Here is a 24,962-nt window from a genome sequence, read left to right as displayed (position 1 = left end):
GCAGAGATGGGGGGTTAGTAGCGAGGCAGTTGCCAGCCAGTGCCTAACATGGGGTCATAGATATCGGTACGGCGATCACGCAGGACTGTATTGAACGTTGTAAGGCGACGGGATTGACGGGACGTCTTCAGATTGATATCGGCATAAAGTATTTGCTGGTTATCTGCACTGCCTGGGGCCACCAATGGCCAACCGTCGGCACCGACAATGATGCTGTTACCCACAAAGAGCTGACCGCGTTCGGTACCTACGCGATTAGCGCAAATGATGTTCAGACCGTTGACGTGCGCATTGGCCATCGCCAGTGTATTGGCCATGATCATGGTGCCGTTGCCCTGTCCCGGCATGGGTACCCAGTTGGTTGGCATGCAGACGATATCTGCGCCTTGCATGGCCAACAGTCGATAGACCTCCGGGAACCAGCCGTCATAGCAGATGATCATCGCCAAACGGCCAAAAAGCGTATGGAACACCGGTAAACCAAGATCGCCGACCTCGAAATACAGATGTTCGTCACCCCATAGATGGAGCTTGCGATAAGTCCCCACGTAACCTTCGGGCCCGACCATGACGGCAGCGTTGTAAAGCTTGTACCCCACTCGTTCTGCAACGCCGCCGATGACGTAGACGTTGTGCTGGCGGGCAGCATCTTCCCATGCCTGGGCGCTGATGCCTGCCGGTACGGACTCCGCCAGTTCAAAGGCCTCTTCACGACTGGAAAAGACATACCCGCTGCTGACTAATTCGGGCAGTACAACGATCTGCGCACCGGCGCTGGCCGCCTCGGCTATCAGGTGCAGCGACACTTTCAGGTTCTCAGCCTTGCAACCCACTCGTGGCTCCATTTGTATGGCTGCCACCGTGATGCTCGGAAATTCTTGAGTTTCGTCAGAGGAGCGAAAAGCCGACATATTATTTTTTCCAAAAAAAAAGCCCCCGAATGCGCTACTAACGCAATTCAGGGGCTTCTATAGCCGATATGTACTCAGCAATATTGCTGGGGGTCTACGATTTCCAACAAGAAACGGTGACCTATGTGCAAACGTTACACAGTCCTGCCGAGCCATGTCAAAAGATTTCTTAACAATAGAATTGAACCCCACTGATCTGGCGAGGCTCCAGCGTTGCGCCATGAACCACAATGCAGACACTCAGGTTGGCCATGGTGCCTCATTCGCCATGGGCCTGCGATGGGCGCACGCCTCCTGGTATGCTGCGCCTTCCACGCCCAGGCTATCGACTGGCCAGATCCGCTCCGAACCAGAAGCAGCAAATGGATAGTAAATGTCAGCACAATGGAAGATGACGGAACGCTGATGGTTGGTATTGGACGCAGACCTTATGGTCGGAACTGGAGCCACAGTGAAAAGCATGTCATAGCCCGTTGCCTATCGAATGGTTTAGCTGCTTGATGGCCAGGCAGGCTCGCGAGGCGACGGGGACTAACAGTCCCCCTCACCTCATCATCACGCAACCACACTTGCAGCCGCTCTGGAACGCCAGGCAAAAACCAGCACCATCAGCAGCCCCAGCCCCGCCATGGCCGCTCCGGCCAGGGAAATCGCCGGATAACCCAGCCCGGCATTGATCACCGCTCCGCCCAGCGCCGCGCCTATCGCGTTGCCAAGGTTGAAGGCACCGATGTTCACCGCCGAGGCCAGATTGGGCGCGTCCTTGGCGGCTTCCATGACGCGCATCTGTAGCGGCGGCACCAGGGCGAAGCTGGCGATGCCCCAGATCAGGATGGCCACGGCGGCCGGCAGTGGCCAACGCATCAGGACGGTGAACGCCAGCAAGACGAGAATCAGCACGCCCAGCGAAACGATCAGGGTGCGGTCTATCGAGCGGTCGGCGGCCTTGCCACCCCACATGTTGCCCAGTGTCAACCCCACACCGAACAGCACCAGCATGGCGGTGATGTAAGCGGTGGACCCGTGGGTCTCATTGCTGAGGATCGGTGCGATGTAAGTGAAAACGGTAAACATTGCACCCGAGCCGACGACGGTCAGGGCCAACGCACCCAGCACCGGGCCACGGCCCAGTACCCGAATTTCAGCCAGCACACCGACGCCTTGCGACATTTTCAGGTTGGGCAAGGCGAACCACAGCGCGGCCATGGTCACCCCGCCGAGCCCGGTAATACCCCAGAATGCCGTGCGCCAGCCGAACAGTTCGCCGAACCAGGCGGCCAGCGGCACGCCGCCGATGGTCGCCAGGGTCAGGCCCATGAACATCGCCGCAACCGCCCCGGCACGCTTGTCCGGGGCGACCACGCTGGCGGCGACGATGGAGCCAACGCCAAAGAACGCACCGTGGTTCAGTGAGGTCACCACCCTGGCGACCATGAGGCTGTAGTAATCGGTCGCCAGGGCTGACATCAGATTACCCAGGGTAAAAATCGCCATGAGCCCGATCAGCAGGTAGCGCCGGGGGATCCTGCCGGTGGTCAGGGTCATCAAGGGCGCGCCGAGCAGTACGCCCAGGGCGTAGGCACTGACCAACAGACCGGCGGCGGGAATGGAAACGCCGAGATCCGCAGCGATGCCCGGCAACATGCCCATGGGGGCGAACTCGGTAACGCCGATGCCAAAGGCACCGATGGCGAGTGCAACAAGTGGTGGATTGATACGCATGGTAGGCTCCTTATCTATGCCGCCAATGCTACGATTCAGGCTTTTCAGGCGGTAGATAGGATTTTTGGCAATCACCTTTGCGCAAGAGGCACAAATGGACTTCAACGGCAGATCAGGTGAGATGAGTGTGTTCGCCACCGTGGCGCAGGAAGGCAGCCTGTCAGCCGCCGCGCGTGCATTGGGGCTGACACCCTCGGCGGTCAGTCGAATCATCGCGCGTACCGAACAACGCCTGGGTACCCGCCTGCTGTTGCGCACCACCCGGGCGATCACCTTCACCGCCGAGGGCGAGGCTTTCCTGCGCGGCGCCCGGCGTATCCTGGCCGACATGGACGAGGTCGAAGAAGCCATCGCCGACCAGGGCGTACCCAGGGGCCGATTGCGGGTCAGCGCCGCCCTTGGCCACGGGCGGCAGGCCATCGTTCCTTTGGTGGCAGCCTTCAGCGCCCGCTACCCGAACATCGTTGTCGACCTCACCCTCGGCGACGAAGTCGTCGATATTCTCGGCGGCCAGGCCGACGTGGCGGTACGCTTCGGCCATCTGCCGGACAGCCCGCTGACCGCGCGCAGGATCGGCGACACCGGCCAGGTCGTGGTGGCATCGCCCGAGTACCTGCAGCGCCACGGCATCCCCCAGGAGCCGGAAGACCTGCTACGACACAACTGCCTGCGCTTCAACTTCCGGCGTGCAGAACCCAACTGGCCGTTCATCCGCGACGCAAGGGAATTTTCCCTGAAGGTCAGCGGCAACATCGAATGCAGCAGTGGTGAAGCGCTGGCACAATTCGCGCGAGTGGGTGCCGGCATTGCCCGTATCGGCGAATTCACCGTGAGCGAGGATCTGCAGCGCGGTGACCTGATACCGCTGCTGGAAGCCTGGAACCCAGGCGACCGAGAACCGATTCATGCGGTGTTCGTAGGGGGCTCGGCAATGCCGGCGCGGGTGCGGGTGTTCGTTGATTTCTTGCTGGAACATCACCGGATGTGAGCGGTGGCGTCACCGAAAGCGACCGCGATCACACGCATCTGGCAATCTGCGCCGCTAGACGCTGTATCACTCTGCCATCAGGAGCCTCTTCACCTCGGCGACAATCGAGGCTATGTCGAACGGCTTGGGCAGCACGGCATCAAACAAATCCGATCGCGTCATGCCCACGTGAGCCTGGGCACCGCTCATCAAGATGATCGGCAACCCCTTGACGGCCGGTAAGGCTCGCACGGCCGTGGCGAATTCAAGACCATCCATGACCGGCATCATGAAGTCAGTGATGATCAAGGCTGGACGTTCTCTTTCCAGCACTTCGAGTCCCTTTTGACCATTGCTGGCTTTTACGACCATGAAGCCCTCGTCCTCTAGCGCAAAACCGAGGATGTCAGCGATCAAATACTCGTCGTCGACGACCAGGATGGTGGTCATGTTAATTCAACCCGCTCAAAGACTTATGAAATTGAACCAGGCAATGACTCAGCTGCGACTGAAGGTTCATTTTTCAAAGCCTTTTCAAGAAAAACATCTTGATCCCGGATGATCACCTCGAATCGCGAGGGGTCATAAGCGCTGTCTCGTACCTTAAGAATGGAGAGCGTCCTTCTTAGTTCAGAGCCATTCTCAAGGAAGCGCATGAGCATCAGGTTATCGACGATGCTGGACAGGTCCGAGTTCGGTGAACTGACCTCGGAACCGAATAGATCTCGCATTTCCCAGGAGGCGAACACCGTAACGCCCCGGGACCGCAGCTCGTTCATCAGCGCACTGTAGAAATCGGTAATCCGCGCGGGATTTGTCGAAGTCCGTGTCATGCCGCTCAGGCTATCGATGAACAGGCGCTTGATACCCTTCTCCTCAACGATTTTCAGCAGTCGTGCGCCGAGTCCATCCAGCAAGCCTTCGGTGGTGGGCTGCCAGGCAATGCTCAACGCACCGCTTTTTTCCATGTCTTCGATATCGATGCCCAGGGAGAGGCCTTTGAGGCGCAGCCGCTGCGGGCTTTCATAGAATCCGAAATGCAAGCCAGGGGCTTCTGCCGTCGACTTGGCGAGGAATTTGAGACCCAGCGTCGTTTTACCAATCCCGGAAGGACCGATGACCAGGGACACGCTGGAGCTGTGCAAGCCTCCGCCCAATATGTCATCCAGGGAATCGATCCCGCTGGCAATACGCGTCATGTCGGCGCTGTCGGGGGCGGAAGGACGGCTGTAGAGACTTTCCAGGCGCGGATAGACAACCAGGCCGTCGTCGTTGATTTCACATTCGTGAAGACCGGTCAACGCACTGCTGCCGCGGGTCTTGCGCAGCTGAATGCGCCGTACCGAACGCGTCCCGAACAGCTCTTCTCCCATTTCGATGACACCGTCCACCATCGTGTGCTCGGGGCTACCGTCGTCGAGCCGCGAACTGGTGAGGAACAACACGGTGCAACCGGCGAAAGCGGCGTGTCCCTGCAACTCCGAGATAAATTTCTTGGTGTCGATGGGCGAGTCGGCCTTGGAGCGCGCATTGAGCAGACCATCGACCACCATCACGGTAGCCTTTTGCCGACTGATCTCGCGCCGAAGCAGTTTCACGACCTCATCCAGGCCTTCGTTTTCCAATGTGTCGAATGCGCTGACAAATTGGATTTCAGCGCCGACTTTGGCTGAGTCGAAAAAGCTCAGCGTAGACAGAAACTGGAAAAGTCGATCATGTGATTCGGCCAGCAGCGTGGCGACTAAAACACGACCGCCACTGCGGGCATGATGGAATCCAAGTTGGTTCGCGAGGATAGTCTTGCCTGAACCTGGGCGTCCTTGGATTATGTATGAAGCACCCGCGACCAGCCCTCCCTGGAGCAGCGCGTCGAGTCCTTCGATTCCGCTTTGAAGGCGTTTTAGCTTTTCCACAATGCGACCCTGATCTGAAAAACAGGCTGTTTAAGCCCAATGGAGGGGATGCTAACGCCATTTCCACTTCGGAGCCATTCAGACTGGAGGGAAAGTTGGCCTGGAGGTCGCTCGCCTTGGGCCGATACGACGCCACCGACACCGCCCAACCGGTGCCCGCGGCGTCTTCAATAAGCGCTCAAAACAAGGCATCCAATACCCGGTAATAGCTGATCCCGGCAGCAAGATAAAGCCGCTGCAACGCATGAAACGGAATTCGCCGCAGTGGCATGGCCGGGAACGGGAAGTCCTGCGTCGCCCCTGAAAGCTTCGCGGCCAGATGCTTGCCCAACGCGGTGGACAGGGCGATGCCGCGGCCGTTGTAGCCGAGCAAGACTGACAGCCCCGGTGCCGGATCGTGCACATGGGGAAGAAAGCTTTGCGTCAGGGCGACCCGACCACTCCAGCGGTACTCGACAGGCACATCCGCCACTTGCGGAAACAGCGCCCCCAGCGAACGCTCCAGGTGCGCCCAGTCACGCTGCCGGGAAGGCTCCGAGAACGGTCCCCGCCCTCCCAGAAGCAAACGCCCCTGGGCATCCTGCTTGAAGTAGAGCAGCAAACGGCGTGAGTCCGAACAGACCTCGCCACCAGGCAGGATGGTCTTGCGGATCGCTGGCGGGAGCGGACGGGTCGCGATGATGAAGCTGTTGGCCGCGACGACGGTCTGGCGCAACCCGGGCCACAAGTCATCGGTATAGCCATCGGTGGCCAATAACACCCGTTGCGCGCTGACCTTGAATCCTTGCGCAGTGGACAACAGCCAGCCTGATCGCTGCTGCTTCAACCCTGTGACGCGGCTGTGGCCGTGGATCATTGCGCCCTGCCCCACTGCGGCCTTCGCCAGGCCACGGGCGTAACTCAATGGATGCAAGCTGCCGGCCCGCGGATCGACCCAACCCCCCAGGTAATTCTCGGTACCGATACGTTGGCTGACCGCGCCCCGGTCCAACAGCTCCACCTTGACGCCCCGGCGTTGCCATTGCGCGGCGCGTTGCTCGATGGTCTTCATCGCGGTCGTCGAACAGGCCGGTTGAATCCAGCCTTTGCGGGTGGCATCACACTCGATCCCGTACTGGCGAATCAGCGCAAACACTTCGTCAGCGGCTGACCCGGCCGCCTCGATCATCGCTTCGGCACGGGCCGGGCCGAACTTGGCGAGCAATTGATCCGGGTCGAACTTCAGCCCGGGAATCACCTGCCCGCCGTTGCGCCCCGAGGCGCCCCAGCCTGGCTCCCCGGTATCCAGCACACAGACGCTGACACCCGCTTCGGCCAAGCGTAAAGCCGTCACCAAACCGGTATAGCCAGCCCCCACGATGGCCACATCCACTTGCTTGTCTTCGGCCAAGGCCGGGGTTTTCACCGCCGGTGTGGCCGTCGCGGCCCAGAGCGAGGCCGGCAGTTGCGGGGCGAAAGGTGCATTCATGCCGGCACCTCCCCGCTGTGGTTGAGCAGTCGGCGAAGAAAGTCCTGTGTGCGAGGATGCGTCGGCGTACTCAGTACTTCCCCGGCGGGTCCTGACTCGACGATCTTGCCACTGTGAAGGAAACAGACCTTGTCGGCGACGTCTCGAGCGAAGGCCATTTCGTGGGTCACCACGATCATGGTCATGCCCTCGTTGGCCAGATTGCGCATCACCGCCAACACTTCGCCGACCAACTCCGGATCGAGCGCCGAGGTCGGTTCATCGAAGAGGATCGCCTGGGGGTTCATCGCCAACGCCCGGGCAATGGCGACACGTTGCTGCTGCCCCCCGGACAGTTCGTCCGGGTAGGCATTCATCCGATGGGACAAGCCGACCTTTTCCATCAACGCCTCGGCATTCTTGCGCGCCGCCTGAGGGTTCTCCTTCTTTACGTAGATCGGCCCCTCCATGACATTTTCCAGGGCCGTGCGGTGCGGGAACAGATTGAAGCGCTGAAAGACCATCGCCACCCGAGTGCGAATGTCGTGGATGTTCCTGGCATTGCGGTCGACACGTTCATCGCCGACCAGGACCTCGCCCTGGTCATAACTTTCCAAGCCGTTGATACAACGCAGCAACGTGGACTTCCCCGACCCCGAAGGGCCAATCAGGCACACCACTTCACCGCTCTTGACCTGCAAATCGATGCCTTCGAGGACCGGCACGCTGCCGTAACGCTTGTGAATGCCCTTGATCTCGATCATGACGTTCTCCGGGTGCTGAAGCGTGCTTCCAGACGACGCAGCGCAAAGGACAGCGGCAGGCTCATCGCCAGGTAGAGCAATGCCACCAGGGTGTAGACCGTCATGTTCTCGAAGGTCGAAGAGGCGATCAGTTGCCCCGCACGAGTCATCTCGGCCACGGTGATGGTGGAGACCAGGGACGAGTCCTTGAGCATCATGACCAGGGTGTTGCCGTAAGGCGGCAAGGCGATGCGAAATGCCTGGGGCAGCACCACTCGCCGCATCACCATCGCACCGCGCATCCCCAAGGATTCCGCCGCCTCGATCTGCCCTTGCTGGATCGCTTGGATACCGGCCCGGAAGTTCTCCGCCTGATAGGCCGAATAAGCGATTCCCAGGCCAATGACACCGGCCTGCATGGCCGTCAGTTGAATGCCGAATTCCGGCAGGACGAAATAGATATAAAACAGCTGCACAATGATCGGCAGCCCCCGGATGATGTTCACCACACTGATGGCGAACAACGCGACCGCACGTATTTTCGAGACCATCATCAGGGCCAGGAGCAGGCCGATCAGCGAGCTGAGCACAAACGACCCGGCCGTCACTTGAAGAGTGACCACCGCCCCTTTGAGCAAGATAGGGAGGAAGTCCAACGCATTCTGGAGAATCATAAAAGCTACCCACGGAACAATGAGTGGACCCGCCCGCCACCGCAGGCGGTCGACAAAATCATCAGTTGAGTTTCCACTTCTCGATGATCCGTTCGAGGGAACCATCAGCCTTGATCGCGGCGATGCCTTTGTTGACCTGTTCCAGTGTGGCGTTGTCGCCCTTGCGCACGATCAGGCAAACGTCCCCCATCACCACCGGCTGATAGCTCTGCACCAGGTGCACCTTGTTCTGGGTGCCCTGGGCCAATTGATAAGCGACGATCGGGCGATCGGCGAAACCCGCCTTGATACGGCCGAGGGCCAGGTCGCGCATCAGATCGGGGATCGAGTCATAGCCGCGGACTTCCTTGAAAACACCACGCTTGTTCAACTCATCGATGAACACGGTGCCGACCTGGGCGCCGACAACTTCGCCGGCAAAATCCTCCATGCGGGTGTACGCGGTCGGGTCGTCGGCCTTGACGATCAGCCCCTCGCCATAGGTGAAGACCGGATCGGAGTACTGCACCACCTTTTCCCGCGCTGGCGTCCGGAGCATGGCGGCAGAAATCAGGTCGATCTTGTTTGACGTCAGTGACGGGATCAGCGAAGCGAAGGTGGTCTGCTGGATCTCCACCTCGAAGCCACCCGCCTTGGCCACCGCCTGCGCGGCGTCGATCATCATGCCCTGGATACTCTGGCTCTTGACGTCGAGAAAGGTGAAGGGAATCCCCGTTGCGGTTGCACCGACCTTGTAGACAGGCTCGGCGACGGCGTTGGCTGAAGCGATGCCGGCAGCCAGGGCAACAACGAACGTGAGTGCACGAAAGCGAGTAAGCATGGCGTATCTCCCATTGGACGCTTTTATTGTCTTAAGTCCGGTAAGGGTTGCCCCATATGGATGGCAGGAGGCTCAAAATGACTGTAAAGCGATTTACAAAAATCGTAAAGAGATTTATAAGTATCGAATATCGATATTCAAAGCGCAGAATATAAGGATTTCCCATGAGCGATACCCCTCATCCGCTGTTCAATCAGTCATTGGAAAAAGGCCTGGCGGTGCTGCGGGCATTCAACGCAGCCCAGCGCACGATGAACCTGGCGGATATCGCCCAAGTTGCAGACATCAACAAAAGCTCGGCGCAACGCATGATCTATACGCTCGAAGAGCTGGGTTATGTGCGCAAGCATCCGCAGACCAAGCGCTTCCAGTTGACCCCGAAGGTCATGGAGATCGGCTACAACTACCTGGCCGCCGACACGCTGGTGGACGTGGCCAACCCGTTCCTTGCCGAGTTGGCACAGGCTACCGGGGAGACGACCAACCTGACCGAACCCGACGGGCTGGACATGGTGTACGTGGCACGCTTCGTGGCGCCGAAATTCATCCCTATCCACATGCCCATCGGCAGCCGGATCCCGATGTACTGCACCGGTTCCGGGCGGGCGTTCCTGAGCGCCCTGCCCGACGACGAACTCGTTGCCGCACTGCAAGCCAGCGAGCGCAAACGCCATACCCAGTACACCCTGACCGAGATCGACGACATCATCGAGCAGATCGAGACCACACGGCGCAGGGGCTATGCCACGAACAAGGAAGAGTTGTTCCTGGGCGACATGTCCATTGCCGCGCCGATCATTGGCAGCCAGGGCCTGCCGGTCGCCGCCGTGCATGTGGTGGTACCCACCAGTCGCTGGAGCATGGAGGAAGCCGAGCGCAAGCTGGCGCCCGCGGTGATCGAATGTGCACGGGCGATTCGCTCGTCAATACGAACCCTTTAGCAGATTGCCCCCATGGACAGCCGCCGTTTCTCTTGCACAAATCCAACTACTACCATCGTCACTTAGAGGGTGGATTGGACATACTGGACGGGGTGATTGAGCCCTAGGATAGTTCAACGGGGTGCCCTTCCAACGGAACACGCCGGAACAGGTCGCGGTGTTTGAACGAGAACAGTGCCAACGGTTTGATGGTGCAACTTACCTATCATTCCGGTTGCCGCCGAGGTTCGTGAGTGACTACCCCATAAACATCAAAGCGGAGCCTTCAGATCCACCCCCAACGCCTTGGCAAAGGCCTTGACCAAGGGGCTGCGCACAGTGTTGTGACGCAGTATCAGACTGAATGGCGTGACGATGTTGATCAGGTCCGGACACACTGCGCGAAACTCTCCCCGGGCCACCATCGACGCGGCGTAATGCTGGGGCAGGAACCCGAGGAAACGCCCCGTCTTGATCAGTAACGCCACAGCTTCCACCTGGGTGGCCGAGGCGGAGAAGCGGTCGTAGTGCGCAAATTTCAGTTTGTCGCGATGAATCGCGTAGCGATGGTTGACGCACTCATACTCCTTGAGCACATGTTCCCCCATGTCCGCGTCCGCCATGGAGAACAGCGGATGGCCGAGTGCGCAATAGACCTGCGAACGTTCTTCATAGAGTTCGTAGTAATCAAACTCTTCGCGCTTTTGATAAATCGGTACGATCCCCGCTGCCAACCGTCCTTCGACGACACCTCTTTCGACTTCATCGAGTTGCGAAGCCTGAAGTTGAAACCGAACCTTGGGCGACTGTTCATTAATTTGCCTGAGCGCAGCAACTAACGGGGAACTTTCATCCGATATAGTATTATCAATAACCCCCACACCAAGATCACCGACAAGTTCATTCTGCGCGGAACTAAGGCGATCACGAAAGTTGTCGACGGAGGCAAATAAGTCTATCGATGCCTGATACACCAGACGCCCTTCTTCCGTCAGGTGAAAGCCCTCTCGCCCCCGCGTGCAAAGGCGCATACCGATACGGATTTCCAAGTCGGAAATCTGTTTGCTGATGGCTGCCAGCCCCACATTCAGCTCATTCTGTGCGGCACTAAAGCCTCCCGCCTCGACCACGGCCTTGAACACTTTGAGCAATTTGAAGTCCAGCCCGCTGAGGGCCAACGGTGCCCTTTGCGGGGTTCTTGGCGGCGGGTTTCCGGAATTGGAAAGTGGGGTTTCCATAATGCTTATTTACCTCTGTCGCTCTATTCAACAACCTGTGCCCAACAACAAAAACAAGCTGGCCCAATAATAATGAACACAGAAAACCAAGCTTGGCAACCGACAATAAATTCCGAACATCAGCGCCAAAACGCTGGTCGCGAAACATAAAAAGCTGACCGATCGATCAGCGCTCGCACCGATGCAACTGCCCTCTTGAAAACTGCTCTGGCCTGACTGCGCTCGCTGATTTCGTAGCGACGCCGTGGCCTGGAGTACCCGTTTCAGTTCGCGTAACCGACGAGGAAAACAACAATGTCTCAAACCACCGACCGACTCTGGGGTGCTCGCTTCAAATGCGGCCCTTCCGAAGCCTTGGCGGCCCTGTCCCGTTGCCCTGAGCGCTACTTCCGGCTCACCCCGTACGACCTCGCCGGCTCCAAGGCCCATGCCCGGGAGTTGCAGCGCGCCGGACTGCTGAGCGAACAAGAAACCCAGACCATGCTCGACGCCCTGGAACGCATCGGCGCGGACTATCGCGCCGGCAGCATCGCCCCGACCCCGGATGATGAAGACGTCCACACGTTCATCGAGCGCCTGCTGACCGAACGGCTTGGCGCCCTGGGTGGCAAGCTGCGTGCCGGCCGCTCGCGCAACGACCAGACCGCCAACGACCTGCGGCTGTTCCTGCGTGACCACGTACGCACCGTGGCCGTTGAAGTATTGGGCCTGCAGCAGGCGCTGGTGGAACAGGCCGAGCAACACATCGAAAGCATCTGCCCCGGCTTCACCCATCTGCAGCAGGCGCAACCGATCGTGTTCGCCCACCACCTGCTGGCCCACGCCCAGTCGATGCTACGCGACGTACAGCGGTTGGTGGACTGGGACGCACGCACCTCGCTGTCGCCACTCGGTGCGGCGGCCATGGCGGGCTCGGCGATCGCTCGCCTACCTCAGCAATCGGCAAAGGAAATGGGCTACAGCGGCGTCTGCGAAAACTCCATCGACGCCGTCGCCAGCCGCGATCACGTCGCCGAGTTCCTGTTCATCGCCAGCATGCTCGGCATCAATATCTCGCGCCTTGCCGAAGAGTTCTGCCTGTGGTCGTCGCGGCAATTTCGCTGGGTCGCACTGGACGATGCCTACGCCACCGGCAGCTCGATCATGCCGCAGAAGAAGAACCCGGACATCGCCGAACTGGCGCGAGGCAAGGCCGGTCGCCTGATCGGCAACCTGACCGGCCTGCTCTCCACGCTTAAATCCCTGCCACTGTCCTACAACCGTGACTTGAGCGAAGACAAGCACGGTGTCCTCGACAGCGTCGACACGCTGCTACTGGTGCTGCCCGCCATGGCGGGCATGGTGGCGACCATGAAAGTCAACGTCGAGGAATTGCGCCGCCAGGCACCGCTGGGCTTCACCCTCGCCACCGAAGTTGCCGATTGGCTGGCGGTGCGCGGCGTGCCGTTCAAGGAAGCTCACGAAATCACCGGTGCGTTGGTCCAGGCGTGCGAGAAACACGACATCGAACTGTGGGAGGCCTCCCCCGCTCTGCTGGCGGAAATCGACCCGCGCCTCACCCCGGAGGTACGCGAAAGCCTGACCCTCGAAGCCGCCATCGCTGCGCGCAATGGCTGGGGCGGGACCGCGCCACAACAGGTACGCGAACAGATCGGACGCTTGAAAACCGCCCTCGCCACCCAGCAGCAATGGACCGAGGACTATCAGGGCTTTCGCCTCTGAGCAACACACCGAACTGTGGGAGCGAGCTTGCTCCCACAGCGATAGCGCCGAAACCGAGTACGGAGAAACAACATGAGCCAGACACAGGCAGAACGACTCCAGGCGGAGCGCAAGCTGGCGGAAAACCAGTTCGACATTACCCAGTACGATCATGTGCCCCGGCGCTACTACGGGCGGATCTTCTTCGCCACGCTGATCGTCATCGCCCTTATTGGCCTGGTGCGTGCCTTCGCCGAAGGCAAGATCGAATGGTCGTACATCGGCCAGTTCCTGACCTCCGAGGCGATCATGTGGGGCTTGCTCAACACCATCGTCATGGCCGTATTGGCCATGGCGCTGGGCATTGTGTTCGGCGTGATCACTGCGATCATGCGCATGTCGGCCAACCCGATCCTGCGCTATGTGGCCGTGACCTATACCTGGCTGTTTCGCGGCACGCCGCTGATCCTGCAACTGCTCCTGTGGTTCAACCTGGCGCTGATCTTCCCCACCATCGGCATTCCCGGCCTGTTCGAAATGGACACCGTGAGCCTGATGACCCCATTCGCGGCGGCCTTGCTGGGCTTGAGCATCAACCAGGGCGCCTACACCGCCGAAGTGGTGCGCGCCGGCCTGCTCTCGGTGGACACCGGGCAATACGAGGCTGCCAAATCGATCGGCATGCCACGCCTGCAAGCGCTGCGCCGGATCATCCTGCCCCAGGCCATGCGGATCATTATTCCGCCGGTCGGCAACGAGTTCATCGGCATGGTGAAGATGACCTCGCTGGCGAGCGTCATCCAATACTCGGAACTGCTCTACAACGCCCAGAACATCTACTACGCCAACGCCCGCGTGATGGAGCTGCTGATCGTCGCCGGCATCTGGTACCTGGCCACCGTCACCGTCCTGTCCTTTGGTCAGAGTCGCCTGGAGCGTCGTTTCGCCCGCGGCGCCGGCAAGCGTTCCTGAGGAGTTCCCCATGAGAAGCATCGTCAAGGCCGTGAGCCTGAATAAATATTACGACCAGTTCCACGCGCTCAAGGACATCAACATCGAAGTCGAGCAAGGCGAAGTGCTGTGCATCATCGGCCCGTCCGGCTCGGGAAAAAGCACCTTGCTGCGCTGCGTCAACCAGTTGGAAAAAATCGACAAGGGCGGCCTGTGGGTCGACGGCGAACTGGTGGGTTACCGGATCGTCGGCAACAAGCTGCACGAACTCAACGAAACCCAGATCGCCCGCCAGCGGCTGTCCACCGGCATGGTGTTTCAACGGTTCAACCTGTTCCCCCACATGACCGTGTTGCAGAACATCATCGAAGGACCGTGCCAGGTGCTCAAGCGCTCCCCCAAAGAGGCGAATGAGGAGGCCCTGGAACTGCTCGCCCGTGTTGGCCTGGCGGACAAGTGCAACAGCTACCCGATCGAGCTTTCGGGCGGCCAGCAGCAACGCGTGGCCATCGCTCGTGCATTGGCCATGCGCCCCAAGCTGATGCTGTTCGATGAACCCACTTCGGCACTCGACCCGGAACTGGTCGGTGAGGTGCTGTCGGTGATGCGCGATCTTGCGCAGACCGGCATGACCATGATCGTCGTCACCCATGAACTGGGCTTCGCTCGCGAAGTTTCCAATCGCATGGTGTTCATGGACGGCGGGCAGATCGTGGAGGCTGGAAGCCCCGAAGAAATACTAATAAGTCCGCAAAACCCTCGCACCCAAAGCTTCATTTCTGCCGTTCGAACCTAAGCGTCCGTTGACGCTCACAACACTCATAAGAGAACGACCATGAAGAACTTTTTTATTCCCGCAGTACTCGCAAGCGTCATGGCATCCAGCCTCACCTTCGCGGCCGAACTGCCGGCAAGCATCAAGGCCAAGGGCGAAATCGTCGTGGCGATCATGCCGAACTACCCGCCGATGGACTTCAAGGACCCGGCCACCAACACCCTCACCGGCTTTGACTATGACCTGGGCAATGCCCTGGCCGAGCGCCTGGGTGTGAAGATCAAATGGCAGGAAACCGGCTTCGAACAAATGATCAACGCCCTGACCACCGACCGCGTGGACATGGTGCTGTCGGGCATGACCGACACTGTCGAACGCCAGGCCAGCGTGACCTTCATCGACTACTTCACCAGTGGTCCGCAGTTCTACACCCTGCAGAAAAACAAGGACATCAACGAGACTCTCGACCTTTGCGGCAAGAAAGTCGGCACCAGCCGCCGCACCAACTTTCCAACGGAAATCGCCGAGTGGAGCAAGGCCAACTGTGAAGCCGCCGGCAAGCCGGGGATCAACGTGGTCGGTACCGAAGGCTCGGCCGATGCCCGGGCGCAACTGCGCCAGAGCCGCATCGATGCAGCCATGCAGGGCAGCGAAACCCTGCCTTACCTCAAGACCCAGGAAAAGGACATGTACAAGACCGTGGGCCTGCCGATCTCCGAGCAGTACACCGGCATGGGCGTGAGCAAGAAGAAGCCTGAGCTCAGTGAAGCGGTGAAGGTCGCGCTGCAAAGCATGATCGATGACGGCAGCTACCAGGCGATCCTGAAGAAATGGGATCTGGAACTGGGGGCACTCAAGACCGCGACCATCAACGCCGGAAAGTGATCCCACAGGCCATTCGATTGCGATGTGGCAACGGGCTTGCTCGCGAGTGGTTCAACGTCAATGTTGCCTGACTCGATGCCATTGCGAGCAAGCCCGCTTCCACAACAGGGTCTGGTGTCTACGAATAAAGATGGAGCACTACCGATGCCCTCCTCACCTACCTGGCCCGCGCCGCACAAGGCTTGCCTGGCCCTCGCCTTCGATCTCGACGGCCCGACCGGTGACGCCATGCTCAACGGCTCGATCTGGCGCAAACCCGAATACTTCGGGTTCGGCGGCTATGGCCCTTACCGGGCCCTACCGCGCCTGCTGGATGTGCTCGACGAGTTCCGGATCCCGACGACATTCTTCGTCCCCGCCTGGGTCGTGGAGAACTGGCCGAGACAATGCAAGGCGATTGTCGAGCGTGGGCATGAAGTGGCGTATCACGGCTACAAACACGAATCCTTTTATGCCCTGACACTGGATCGGCAAAAGGAGGTGATGCAGATCTCCCGCGAGGTGTTCTGGAAACACCTGCACATCCGCGCCGAAGGCTTTCGCACGCCGTCCGGCGACTGGCGCGCCGAAACCCCGGCCATGCTGGTGGAAGCCGGCGTGACCTATTCCAGCAGCATGCGCGGCGATGACCGACCGTACCTGGTGGACGTAGCGGGTTTCGATACGCCGCTGGTGGAAATCCCAGGCCGGTGGGAAATGGACGATTACGCCTCCCTCGCCTACACCCGCGCGCCGAACTTTCCTTCCGGGTTGGACCGTACGGCCAGTTACGCGCTGACCCTGGACAACTGGTGCCGCGAATATGACGGCGCGATGGACGAAGGGTTGTGCCTGACCACCCTCTTCCACCCAAAGATCATTGGTAAACCGGGACGCATCCTGCTGCTGGAACAGCTTTTCGAGCACATGCGTCGGCGCGATGACGTGTGGTTCGCCACCTGCCGTGACGTCGCCCACTTCTGGTTGAAGGAGCACCGCCATGGCTGATTCCCCCACCTGGCCGGAAGGCTATCGCTGCGCAGTGGTACTGACCGTCGATTACAACGACATCCACGGTATCCTCACGCAAGCCCCGGAAGTTGCCGGGCGTGACAAAACCTTGTCGGTATGGCGCTACGGTACCCAACGCGGCGTGACACGCTTGCTCGGCCTGTTCAAGGAACTCGGGGTCTGCAGCAGTTGGTTCGTCCCCGGCATCGTTGCCGAGGAAAACCCAGCGCTCATCCAGGCGATCCAGGACGACGGTCATGAGATCGCCTGCGCCGGTTACCGTCATCAGGATTACGATGCGCTAGACCTGGTCGCCCAGGGCGCCGATGTCGCCAGGGGCTGCGAGACCCTGGCCAGGCTGACCGGCAAGCGCCCGGTCGGCTTTCGAATCCCGGCGGGCAATGGTGCGCCGGGATTCATCGGCGCGTTGAAGGACCAAGGCATCCGCTGGTCCTCGTTATGGCGAGGCGACGACTTGCCATTCGCTCACCCGACTGCGCCCGGTGTCATTGAACTGCCGCTGCACTATGAGCTGGAGGACGAACCTTACTTCGCCTTCAACTTGAGCCCGGCGGTGCCACCGGCACAATCACGGATCGCCTCCTACAGCCACACCCTGGGCAACCTGCAAATGGATTTCGCCGGGTTTCACCGATTCGGCCTGTGCTACGTGCTTCGCCTGCATCCGGAAATCATCGCCACGCCGGGACGGATAGGCGTGTTGCGCGAGCTGATCGAGGGCATTCAACAGCACGATGACGTGTGGATCACCACCGGCGCCGAGGTCGCGCAATGGTGGGCAGACAGCGCGGCGCCAGCGGCCGAGGATCATCCCGCATCGGTGTACGAGCGCCATTACCGGGATTACGTCTCATGAGCGAACGTTTGCAACGGTTGGCGCAATTCTGTGTCGATCTGCGGTTTGAAGATCTATCGCCTGCGTTGGTAACGCAAGCCAAGCGGCACATTCTCGATACGTTCGGCGCAACGTTGGCTGGCGCCGAGAGCGATATCGCCAAGCAGGCACACAAGGTGTTCGCTGGTGAAGCGGGCGAGGTACCGGTTTGGGGAACCGATCTGCAGGTCTGCGCGGGCCCGGCAGCGATGCTGAACGGCATCGCCGCCCATGCGCTGGAACTGGACGACACCGGCGGTTGCGATCACTCCGGGGCCGTCGTGCTGCCAGCGGCGATGGCGGCGGTTTCGCTGCGCGCACGGCCCGTGAGTGGTCGTGAATTCATCAGCGCCGTCGTGATCGGCTATGAGGTTGGTCGCCGAGTGCTCGAAGCCTGCGGCGGCTATAGCGCCCACAATGGCGCCGGTTGGCACTCCACCGCGACCTGTGGGGTGTTCGGCGCAGCCGCCGCCAGTGCGCGCATCCTGGGTATGGATACGCGGCAAACCCTGACGGCACTGGGCATTGCCGGCAGCTTCAGCGGTGGCCTGTGGGCCTTCATTCACGACGGCTCGCACAGCAAGAAACTGCACAGCGGGCGCGCCGCAGAAGGTGGCCTGTTGGCTGCGCGGTTCACCCAACAAGGCATCAGCGGCCCGACGCAGTTATTCGATGATGTCTGGGGCGGTTTTCTGAACACCCTCGCCCCAGCGACTTCAAGGCCCGAAGCGCTGGATGCAGAGTTCGGCGTGAACTGGAAGCTCGCTCGCTGCTCGATCAAACCCCATGCCTCCTGTCGCGGCACCCATTCGGCCATCGATGCCCTCGGCCAGTTGTTGGAGCAGTTGAAGGTATCCGTCGACCAGGTCGAAAACGTGCACGTTCGGCTGAGCGGTTTTCTTCACGGCATGTGTGGCGGCCGAGATGTCACCCGCCTCGCAGCCGCGCAAATGAGCCTGCCGTATGCCCTCGCCGCGCGGTTGGTGCATGGGCATTGCCGACTGCACGCTTATGATGACCGGCAACGCAACGATCCGCTGCTGATTCAGTGCATGTCGCACATCCAGCTTGAAGTGGACCCGCGACTGGATAAGGATGGCGAGCCTGTGGTGACGCTGCGGACCGTGGACGGCCGACAGGCAAGCCTGTGTGTGAAAATGCCCTTGGGAGCGCCGGGCAATCCACTTGCCGATGAGGCCCTGGATGAGAAGTTCTTCAGTTTGACGACGCGGGTCATGCCGCAGGAACGGGCCGCGGAACTGCTGAAGCAACTGCGACGCATGGAAGACCTGGAATCGATACGTACGCTGGAACGGTGGCTGGGTTGATCAGCTATTGACGGCTCGGACGTCATCGCGGTGTACGCCAACAATCTGAATAAGGACATTTGCCCCCCGTGGCCACTTACTCCCTCGTTATTCGACGCTTGATGATCGTTTCGCTGACCATCGTGGTCAGCCGCGCCATTACCAGCCCGTTGCTTACGCTGTTTCTGAGCACCAAGTTGGGCCTCAATCAACAAGATGTCGGCTTGCTGCTGGGCATCGCGGTGTTCATCGCCACCCTGCTGGCCCTGTACGGCGGCTACATCATCGATCGCCTGGAAAAGCGCCGACTGCTGATCCTGGCGATGCTCTCCAGCGCCGTGGGTTTCGTCCTGCTGACCTTTGCCGAAAACCTCTACCTGACCACCCTGACCGTGGTGATCACCGAGACCGCGTCGGCCCTGTTTCTGATCGGCTCCAAAGCGATCCTCAGCGAAAACCTGCCCATCGGCCAGCGTGCCAAAGCGTTTTCCCTGCGCTACACCCTGACCAACATCGGCTACGCCACTGGCCCCATGCTCGGCGTGGTGATTGCGGGGGTCTATCCGATCGCGCCATTCTTGATCGCCGCTGGCATCGCGTTCTCCAGCATCTTTCTGATGATGGGAATCCCCGGCGATGGAACGCCGACAGCGGCCATGGGCCCACCGCCCAGTTTTCTCAAGACCCTGAAGACCCTGAAAAACGACCGCACCCTGATCATGTTCACCTGCGGCTGCCTGCTCAGCACCGTGGTGCACGGACGCTTCACGCTGTATCTGTCGCAATACCTGCTGGTCACCCACGACCCCAAGCGTGCACTGGAGATCATGGCCGCCCTGCTCGCCTGCAACGCCATCACTGTGATCCTGCTGCAATACCAGATCGGCCGGTTCCTCGATCGCGAGAAGCTGCGCTACTGGATCGCTGCGGGCACCAGCCTGTTCATTCTTGGCCTGATCGGATTCAGCCTGGCGGACGACATGCTGAGTTGGTGCGTGGCGATGTTCATTTTCACGCTCGGTGAAATGATCATCTACCCAGCCGAATTTCTCTTCGTCGATACCCTGGCCCCGGAAGAACTGCGCGGCAGCTACTACGGCGCCCAAAACCTGGCCGCCCTAGGCGGCGCCCTGAGCCCGGTGATCTGCGGGTACCTGCTGATACAAACCCCGGCACCGACGATGTTCTATGCCTTGAGCGCCTTGACTGCGATGGGTGGGCTGCTATGTTTCATGAGCGGGCGTCGGGTGGCGGTCGTGCAGAAGTGATGGGATTGATGGATTGAGCCTGGGGGTACCCTCGCAAGCGATCAGTGATCGATAGTTTAGAAATCTCTGATTATCTTTTTGCGCGTCCCTGTTCTTTCCGCCAACCGCCCCTCCCTACCCTTGATATTTTTACGAAAAAAACCGGCCAGAGTGTAGGCCGGTTTTTTGTTTGAGCCGTTTTAGAAGTTATAGGTCGCCGTCAACCGGGTTGTACGCTCAGGCCGCACCCCGACATAGTCCGGCGTCGCCGTGTACGAGTAAAGCGTGCGGTCAAAGATGTTTTTGACACCCAGCGTCAATGACCAATCTTTCTGCCGGTAGAAAACCGACGCGTCAGTCTGAGCCCCGCCCGGAAGGGTGAAGTAATTGAAGCCGGAAGCGTACCCGTTTGTTGTGCTGCTATAGGCATTCACGCCTATCCCCGCTCCCAAGCCTCTGAACGTGCCATCCAATAGCTCATAGGAAGTCCAGACGCTGCCAGAGTGCTTTGGCTGACCGACCGTTTGAGGGGAGTCGGAAAAAGAGGGAACCCTCGTTTGTGGCGCTGGCGGCTCGGCGAAATCACTATAGGTGTAGCTGGCATTGATTGCCCAACCCGGAAGAATTTCACCGGCCAGGTCAAAATCCACCCCCTTGGACTTACGCCCTTGGCTACCGATAGTTTGGCCAAACCCATTGGAGACGGGTACACCGGTTTCTTCCATTTGGAAAATGGCGCTGGTCAAGGTCAGAGCGTCGTCGTTGAACTTCACTTTTACCCCGGCCTCCTTTGAATCGCTTTCTCTAGGAGGCAGCGGCACGCCAGTGGTGTTATCAGCAACGTTGTTGGCCTGGAAACCTTTGTAATGGTTTGCATACACCGTTACATCGGGCGTGATGTCGTAACTGATGCCGTAGCTCGGTACCCACTTGCTGCTCTTGAAACTCTGTGTTTCGGAAGTGCCACGTCTATTGGCCGGGTAGTCGGGCAGGTCGGGGATATAAAGGGTCGAGTCGGCATCGTACAGAGTGCGTCTCGCGGCGAGCATGACGTGTGTCTTATCGCCCACCTTGACCAAGTCCTGCAATAACAGTCCCTTTTGGGTCTGAACGTAATTCCCAGAGTGGTAATAGTTGGGTGATGTGTAACTGAATTCAGGTAGATCGAAGTCCTCGCCCAGGTTGAGGTTGCCACTGGCTGAAGCCCGAGTTGCAGTGTCAAACGTGTCGGTTGTGTAGTGTTGATAGTCAACCCCAGCCAGAAGTTTCTGTTCGAGAATACCCGTGGTTAACGTGTATATAATATTATTTTGGGTGCTAAAGGAATCGGTGTTCGTTCCGGATTGCAGGCCTCTGGCGCGGATCAAGCCGTTCGGCCCGAAAGCCGGAGCACCACCCCCCCCCCCTGGCTCCCATAGGTGAACCTGATCTTCTTCACGGGTATAGGTCGCCTTGCTTTCAAACGTGAGGTTGTCCGTGAAGTTGTGACTGAATTCGTAATAACCTGCTTTGGTATCACCGGTAATTCGATCATCCTTGCCGGTGATGCGGTAATTGGAAAGCTTTTGTAGCTTGCCTTGGTAAAGGTACGTCGCAGCGCCTGGAGTGCTTCGCCGGCCTTGGAATTCTGCGCCAATCGTCAGGCTGGTGTCATCATCCTTCCAACGTAATGCAGGAGCGATATAGTCGCGACGACCGCCGTTGTAATCCGGCTCGCTCTCATTGGCACGCATATGGATCATGTTAAGTCGATAACTGAACTGTTTGTCATCACTTAACGCCCCCCCCAGATCCAGCGCTTGCTGAAATTCGCCCTTGTCGGTCACATCCACGCGAAGTTGATGTAATGGCGTGATTATTGGCGCTTTACGGACCAGATTGATCGAACCCGACGCCCCCGCGCTACCGGTCATGATGGAGTCCGGACCTTTGATGACTTCGACACGGTCCAACCCTTCAATGGGTGTAGCGCCGGCGCCAACATCCGCTACCCCATTGGTGCTGGTGTTCGCAACGGCGAAACCCCGAATGAAGTAAGTGTTAGCTCCGCGGTTAGTTTGCCAGGTTGTTACGCCGCCAGAGCTGCGCAACGCGTCCTCGAGGGAAACGGCTTGGCGGTCGGTCAACAGTTTGTTACTGAGTACCTGAACCGAGCGTGGAGTTTCCTGAATCGAGGTGTTGCCACGCATTGCGCCAGTGGCATTGCTTGGATTGTAGACCTCCGCATCCTCGTTTTCGGTGCTGCTGCTCACGGTTATGCTGGGAAGTATGGCATCGTTATTGGTCGCTGCTGGCGACGCGGCGGCTTGCGGAGTACGTTCAACGGTCAGTGTCCCGTTGCTGGTGATACCAAGGCGCAGGTCAGTGCTGCGCAATGCCTGGGCGATGGCTTGCTCGGCGCTCAAGAGACCGGTAACTGCCGGCACGCGGTAATTTTTAGCCAATGCCGGGTCGAACGATATGGTTCTCCCGGTCTGTTGCCCGATAGCCAGAAGTGTCTGATCCAGCGAGCCCGCAGCAATATTGAACCGCGCTGCGGCCTCTTGCGTGGTTGCCGCCAGGACAACTTGCACAGGTGACACTCCGGAAACCAGCGAAATAGCCAAAGCGAGTTTTGCCAAATTGCAGCTTGATGCCATACGTTTGCGCTCCACCTTGTCCCCAGGAAACCAAAACATTCGGTTACTGGTTCTGTGTGACGAGATGTCAAAAGCGTGAGAGGTCTGACGAAAAAAATGTATTTTTTGCATCGTTGAAGATTGCAGCCGCTACGTCGTCCTTGTTGAAAAAGGACATTAGGGCGTCCGGAGGCAGTGTCTTTCGGCAGTGGCGTTGCCGAGTAAATTTTCTACAACTGATAGTTTATCGCTTTACCCAGGTGAATCCAGGTAACACTCGTCAAGCCCGCAGAAGGAATTGGAAAAATTTGCGCAGCGCTATTTCCCTCCTTCGATCAATGATGGTGCGCTGCGGTTTTCTCCCGCGTCACTATGGCGCTCAATGGTGACCATACTGCGTATCAATGGTGTTACCTCAACTGCTGCGCTGTACTGGCCCAAGACTTGCTTGCGTGTGCCCAGCCGCTTGAGCAAGTCGCCAGACAGCCTGTGTCGAGCGTATTTATTTGCAGTTGAACGGGTGCATTCATGGCCGCCACTGATCCTCTCATTCGATCCGATTTACTGACTGTGGTCTTTCGCAGCGACTACAGCTGGCTGACCGCGCGCTTGCGGTACAAGCTTGGCTGCCGGTACAACGCCGAAGATGTCGCTTCCGAGGCCTTCACCCAGCTGGCCGCAATGCCCACCCTGCAAGAAGTGAAAGAGCCACGGGCGATGCTCACCACCATCGCCAACCGGGTCATGTATGAACTGTCGCGTCGCCGGGACCTGGAACGAGCCTATATGGACGCTCTGGCTCTGGCCCCCGAGGCGTGTCATCCTTCGCCGGAAGAGCAGCACCTGCTGATGGAGTCACTGCTGGCCGTCGATAAGGCATTGGAGGGGCTGTCGGTCAACGCCCGGAGCGCTTTCCTTTATAGCCAGCTCGACGGTTTGACCTACGCGCAAATTGGTGAGCTGCTCGGCGTCTCGGCTGCTCGAGTTCGTCAATACATGGTCAAGGCACTGCGGTGCTGTTACGAGGCGGCTCGCCATGAGCAAGGTATCTAAGAGCAGTACTGACGACGCCTCCGAGCAGGCTATCGAGTGGATGGTATTACTGCGTTCTGGTGAGGCCACACCCGATGATGAGCACGAGTTCGCCGCCTGGCGAGCCCGCAGCGCGGAGCACGATCAGGCCTGTGCCTACATAGAGGCGACTCTGGGCCGGATTCCGCTCAAGCTGGCGACCACTCAGCATCAGGCTGTGCGCTCTACATTGCTGGCACCGTCGCGTCGTCGTGAGTTCCTGCGCAATGCCCTCTGCCTGGCAACAGTAGGCGTAGTGGGGGGAGCGCTGGTCGATAGAACCTATCCGGTCGGCAACCTCTTCGCCGATCTTTCGACCCGCACCTCAGAGCGTCGTACCCTGACCTTGGGTGACGGCAGTTCACTCACGCTCAATGCGCGCAGCGCGGTCAACATCGATATCGATGAGGTTCGCGGCAAGCGCAAGATCAAATTAATTGAAGGGGAAATGCTGCTGCAGGCAGCCGCTTCCAGGCTCCCTCTCAGCATTCAGTTGGCAGGCGGCAGAGTGGAGCTCGGCAGTGGTCGCCTGTCCATCCGCCATCTGACGGATGGCTTCAGGGTGGCGGCCCTCACCGGACCTGTGCAGGTATGGGATGCGACCGGCAATTCGCGCTTGCTTGCCGTAGGGCAAGGGGTTTCGGTAGGTACGAATGGTTTCAATGTCTTCCCTATCTCCGCCGTAGCCGAATGTAGCTGGACGCGGGGACTGCTGGTGGTCGATGACCAACCACTGGCGACCGTAATCGAAGCCCTGCGTAACTATCGTACCGGCGTGGTGCGGCTGGATTCTCAAGCTGCCGCCATGCGGGTGAGTGGCATATTCCCGCTGGACGACAGCGACAATGCCATCGAATCGATAGCGCAAACCTTGCCGATCATCGTACAGCGCGCCACGGGTTTCTGGGTCAGCATCAGCGCTGCCTGACGTCTGCGCTTGCCTGCTCGCGCGCTCCTCACCCTTTGCTTAACTGACCAAAACCCGCGCCATTCCTGCCTTCACCGCAGCCCTGCGAAAAAAAAACCAAAATAATCGCATTCGCCCCTCACGCTTTTACTTCCTCGTTGCACATAGGTAGTAAGACTAACTGTTAGGCGATAACCATCGTGCTGCTCTCCCTCCTTCCCAAACGTAATTTTCGGTCTGCCCAGGCCGTGAGCCTGTCG

At 59.3% G+C, this 24,962-nt stretch carries 22 protein-coding genes; 12 read left to right on the top strand and 10 right to left on the bottom strand.

The window, feature by feature from the left end:
• Window positions 1-14: 14 nt before the first annotated feature.
• Window positions 15-911, bottom strand: a complete 897-nt coding sequence (locus BLO80_RS00390) for a nitrilase family protein (RefSeq protein ID WP_092326008.1) — start codon at window positions 909-911, stop codon at window positions 15-17.
• Between the two features lie 555 nt (window positions 912-1,466).
• A complete protein-coding gene (locus BLO80_RS00385; protein ID WP_092326006.1) occupies window positions 1,467-2,633 on the bottom strand; it encodes an MFS transporter in 1,167 nt (388 codons plus the stop codon).
• 94 nt (window positions 2,634-2,727) lie between these two features.
• Between BLO80_RS00385 and BLO80_RS00380 the strand changes: the two genes are divergently transcribed.
• Window positions 2,728-3,621, top strand: coding sequence for a LysR family transcriptional regulator (locus BLO80_RS00380; protein ID WP_092326004.1), 894 nt, complete (start codon window positions 2,728-2,730; stop codon window positions 3,619-3,621).
• A 66-nt stretch (window positions 3,622-3,687) separates the two neighbouring features.
• Here the strand turns inward: BLO80_RS00380 and BLO80_RS00375 are convergent, their stop codons facing one another.
• From BLO80_RS00375 to BLO80_RS00350, 6 genes are all read right to left on the bottom strand, one after another.
• Window positions 3,688-4,050, bottom strand: a complete 363-nt coding sequence (locus BLO80_RS00375; RefSeq protein WP_092326002.1) for a response regulator — start codon at window positions 4,048-4,050, stop codon at window positions 3,688-3,690.
• A gap of 23 nt (window positions 4,051-4,073) precedes the next feature.
• A complete protein-coding gene (locus BLO80_RS00370) occupies window positions 4,074-5,513 on the bottom strand; it encodes an ATPase domain-containing protein (RefSeq protein WP_092326000.1) in 1,440 nt (479 codons plus the stop codon).
• A gap of 178 nt (window positions 5,514-5,691) precedes the next feature.
• Window positions 5,692-6,981 carry an NAD(P)/FAD-dependent oxidoreductase gene (locus BLO80_RS00365; RefSeq protein ID WP_092325998.1) on the bottom strand — a complete coding sequence of 430 codons (1,290 nt, stop codon included), beginning with the start codon at window positions 6,979-6,981 and terminating at the stop codon, window positions 5,692-5,694.
• The gene (locus BLO80_RS00360; RefSeq protein WP_060742895.1) at window positions 6,978-7,724 is read right to left on the bottom strand and encodes an amino acid ABC transporter ATP-binding protein; all 747 of its coding nucleotides are present in this window, start codon (window positions 7,722-7,724) and stop codon (window positions 6,978-6,980) included. Before BLO80_RS00360 ends, BLO80_RS00365 begins: the two co-directional genes overlap by 4 nt.
• Entirely contained in the window at window positions 7,721-8,377 is a 657-nt protein-coding gene (locus BLO80_RS00355) for an amino acid ABC transporter permease (protein WP_060742896.1), read from the bottom strand. The genes BLO80_RS00360 and BLO80_RS00355 overlap by 4 nt, the downstream gene beginning before the upstream one ends.
• Window positions 8,378-8,438: 61 nt before the next feature.
• Window positions 8,439-9,197 (bottom strand): ABC transporter substrate-binding protein, encoded by a 759-nt coding sequence (locus tag BLO80_RS00350; protein WP_092254690.1) that lies wholly within the window; start codon window positions 9,195-9,197, stop codon window positions 8,439-8,441.
• A gap of 164 nt (window positions 9,198-9,361) precedes the next feature.
• Between BLO80_RS00350 and BLO80_RS00345 the strand changes: the two genes are divergently transcribed.
• Complete coding sequence (locus tag BLO80_RS00345; protein ID WP_092325996.1) at window positions 9,362-10,138, top strand: IclR family transcriptional regulator; 777 nt, start codon at window positions 9,362-9,364, stop codon at window positions 10,136-10,138.
• 251 nt (window positions 10,139-10,389) lie between these two features.
• On the opposite strand, the gene BLO80_RS00340 is transcribed toward BLO80_RS00345, so the two are convergent.
• Window positions 10,390-11,355 carry a LysR family transcriptional regulator gene (locus BLO80_RS00340; protein ID WP_092325994.1) on the bottom strand — a complete coding sequence of 322 codons (966 nt, stop codon included), beginning with the start codon at window positions 11,353-11,355 and terminating at the stop codon, window positions 10,390-10,392.
• A 294-nt stretch (window positions 11,356-11,649) separates the two neighbouring features.
• On the opposite strand from BLO80_RS00340, the gene argH reads away from it, so the two are divergent.
• From argH to BLO80_RS00300, 8 genes are all read left to right on the top strand, one after another.
• Window positions 11,650-13,077 (top strand): argininosuccinate lyase, encoded by a 1,428-nt coding sequence (argH, locus tag BLO80_RS00335; protein ID WP_092325992.1) that lies wholly within the window; start codon window positions 11,650-11,652, stop codon window positions 13,075-13,077.
• Window positions 13,078-13,149: 72 nt separating this feature from the next.
• Window positions 13,150-14,028, top strand: coding sequence for an amino acid ABC transporter permease (locus tag BLO80_RS00330; RefSeq protein ID WP_092325990.1), 879 nt, complete (start codon window positions 13,150-13,152; stop codon window positions 14,026-14,028).
• Window positions 14,029-14,038: 10 nt separating this feature from the next.
• On the top strand, window positions 14,039-14,803 hold the full coding sequence (locus tag BLO80_RS00325; RefSeq protein WP_072394591.1) for an amino acid ABC transporter ATP-binding protein: 765 nt from the start codon (window positions 14,039-14,041) through the stop codon (window positions 14,801-14,803).
• Window positions 14,804-14,842: 39 nt separating this feature from the next.
• A complete protein-coding gene (locus BLO80_RS00320; RefSeq protein ID WP_092202939.1) occupies window positions 14,843-15,667 on the top strand; it encodes an ABC transporter substrate-binding protein in 825 nt (274 codons plus the stop codon).
• A 144-nt stretch (window positions 15,668-15,811) separates the two neighbouring features.
• Window positions 15,812-16,654, top strand: coding sequence for a polysaccharide deacetylase family protein (locus BLO80_RS00315; RefSeq protein ID WP_092325988.1), 843 nt, complete (start codon window positions 15,812-15,814; stop codon window positions 16,652-16,654).
• Window positions 16,647-17,534: a polysaccharide deacetylase family protein gene (locus BLO80_RS00310; RefSeq protein WP_092325986.1), complete on the top strand. Its 888-nt coding sequence runs from the start codon at window positions 16,647-16,649 to the stop codon at window positions 17,532-17,534. The genes BLO80_RS00315 and BLO80_RS00310 overlap by 8 nt, the downstream gene beginning before the upstream one ends.
• A complete protein-coding gene (locus BLO80_RS00305) occupies window positions 17,531-18,880 on the top strand; it encodes an MmgE/PrpD family protein (RefSeq protein ID WP_092325984.1) in 1,350 nt (449 codons plus the stop codon). The genes BLO80_RS00310 and BLO80_RS00305 overlap by 4 nt, the downstream gene beginning before the upstream one ends.
• Window positions 18,881-18,948: 68 nt before the next feature.
• A complete protein-coding gene (locus BLO80_RS00300; protein ID WP_092325982.1) occupies window positions 18,949-20,127 on the top strand; it encodes an MFS transporter in 1,179 nt (392 codons plus the stop codon).
• A 179-nt stretch (window positions 20,128-20,306) separates the two neighbouring features.
• Here BLO80_RS00300 and BLO80_RS00295 read toward each other — a convergent pair whose 3' ends face one another.
• On the bottom strand, window positions 20,307-22,745 hold the full coding sequence (locus BLO80_RS00295) for a TonB-dependent siderophore receptor (RefSeq protein ID WP_092325980.1): 2,439 nt from the start codon (window positions 22,743-22,745) through the stop codon (window positions 20,307-20,309).
• Window positions 22,746-23,252: 507 nt separating this feature from the next.
• On the opposite strand from BLO80_RS00295, the gene BLO80_RS00290 reads away from it, so the two are divergent.
• Both BLO80_RS00290 and BLO80_RS00285 read left to right on the top strand, forming a co-directional pair.
• The gene (locus tag BLO80_RS00290; RefSeq protein WP_092325978.1) at window positions 23,253-23,777 is read left to right on the top strand and encodes a sigma-70 family RNA polymerase sigma factor; all 525 of its coding nucleotides are present in this window, start codon (window positions 23,253-23,255) and stop codon (window positions 23,775-23,777) included.
• Window positions 23,761-24,723 (top strand): FecR family protein, encoded by a 963-nt coding sequence (locus BLO80_RS00285; protein ID WP_092325976.1) that lies wholly within the window; start codon window positions 23,761-23,763, stop codon window positions 24,721-24,723. Before BLO80_RS00290 ends, BLO80_RS00285 begins: the two co-directional genes overlap by 17 nt.
• Window positions 24,724-24,962: the final 239 nt, after the last annotated feature.

Source organism: Pseudomonas sp. NFACC56-3 (genome assembly GCF_900100025.1).
GTDB lineage: Bacteria > Pseudomonadota > Gammaproteobacteria > Pseudomonadales > Pseudomonadaceae > Aquipseudomonas > Aquipseudomonas fluorescens_AA.
Note: the sequence above shows the minus strand (reverse complement) of the source record. Positions and strands in the feature narration are given on the sequence as shown.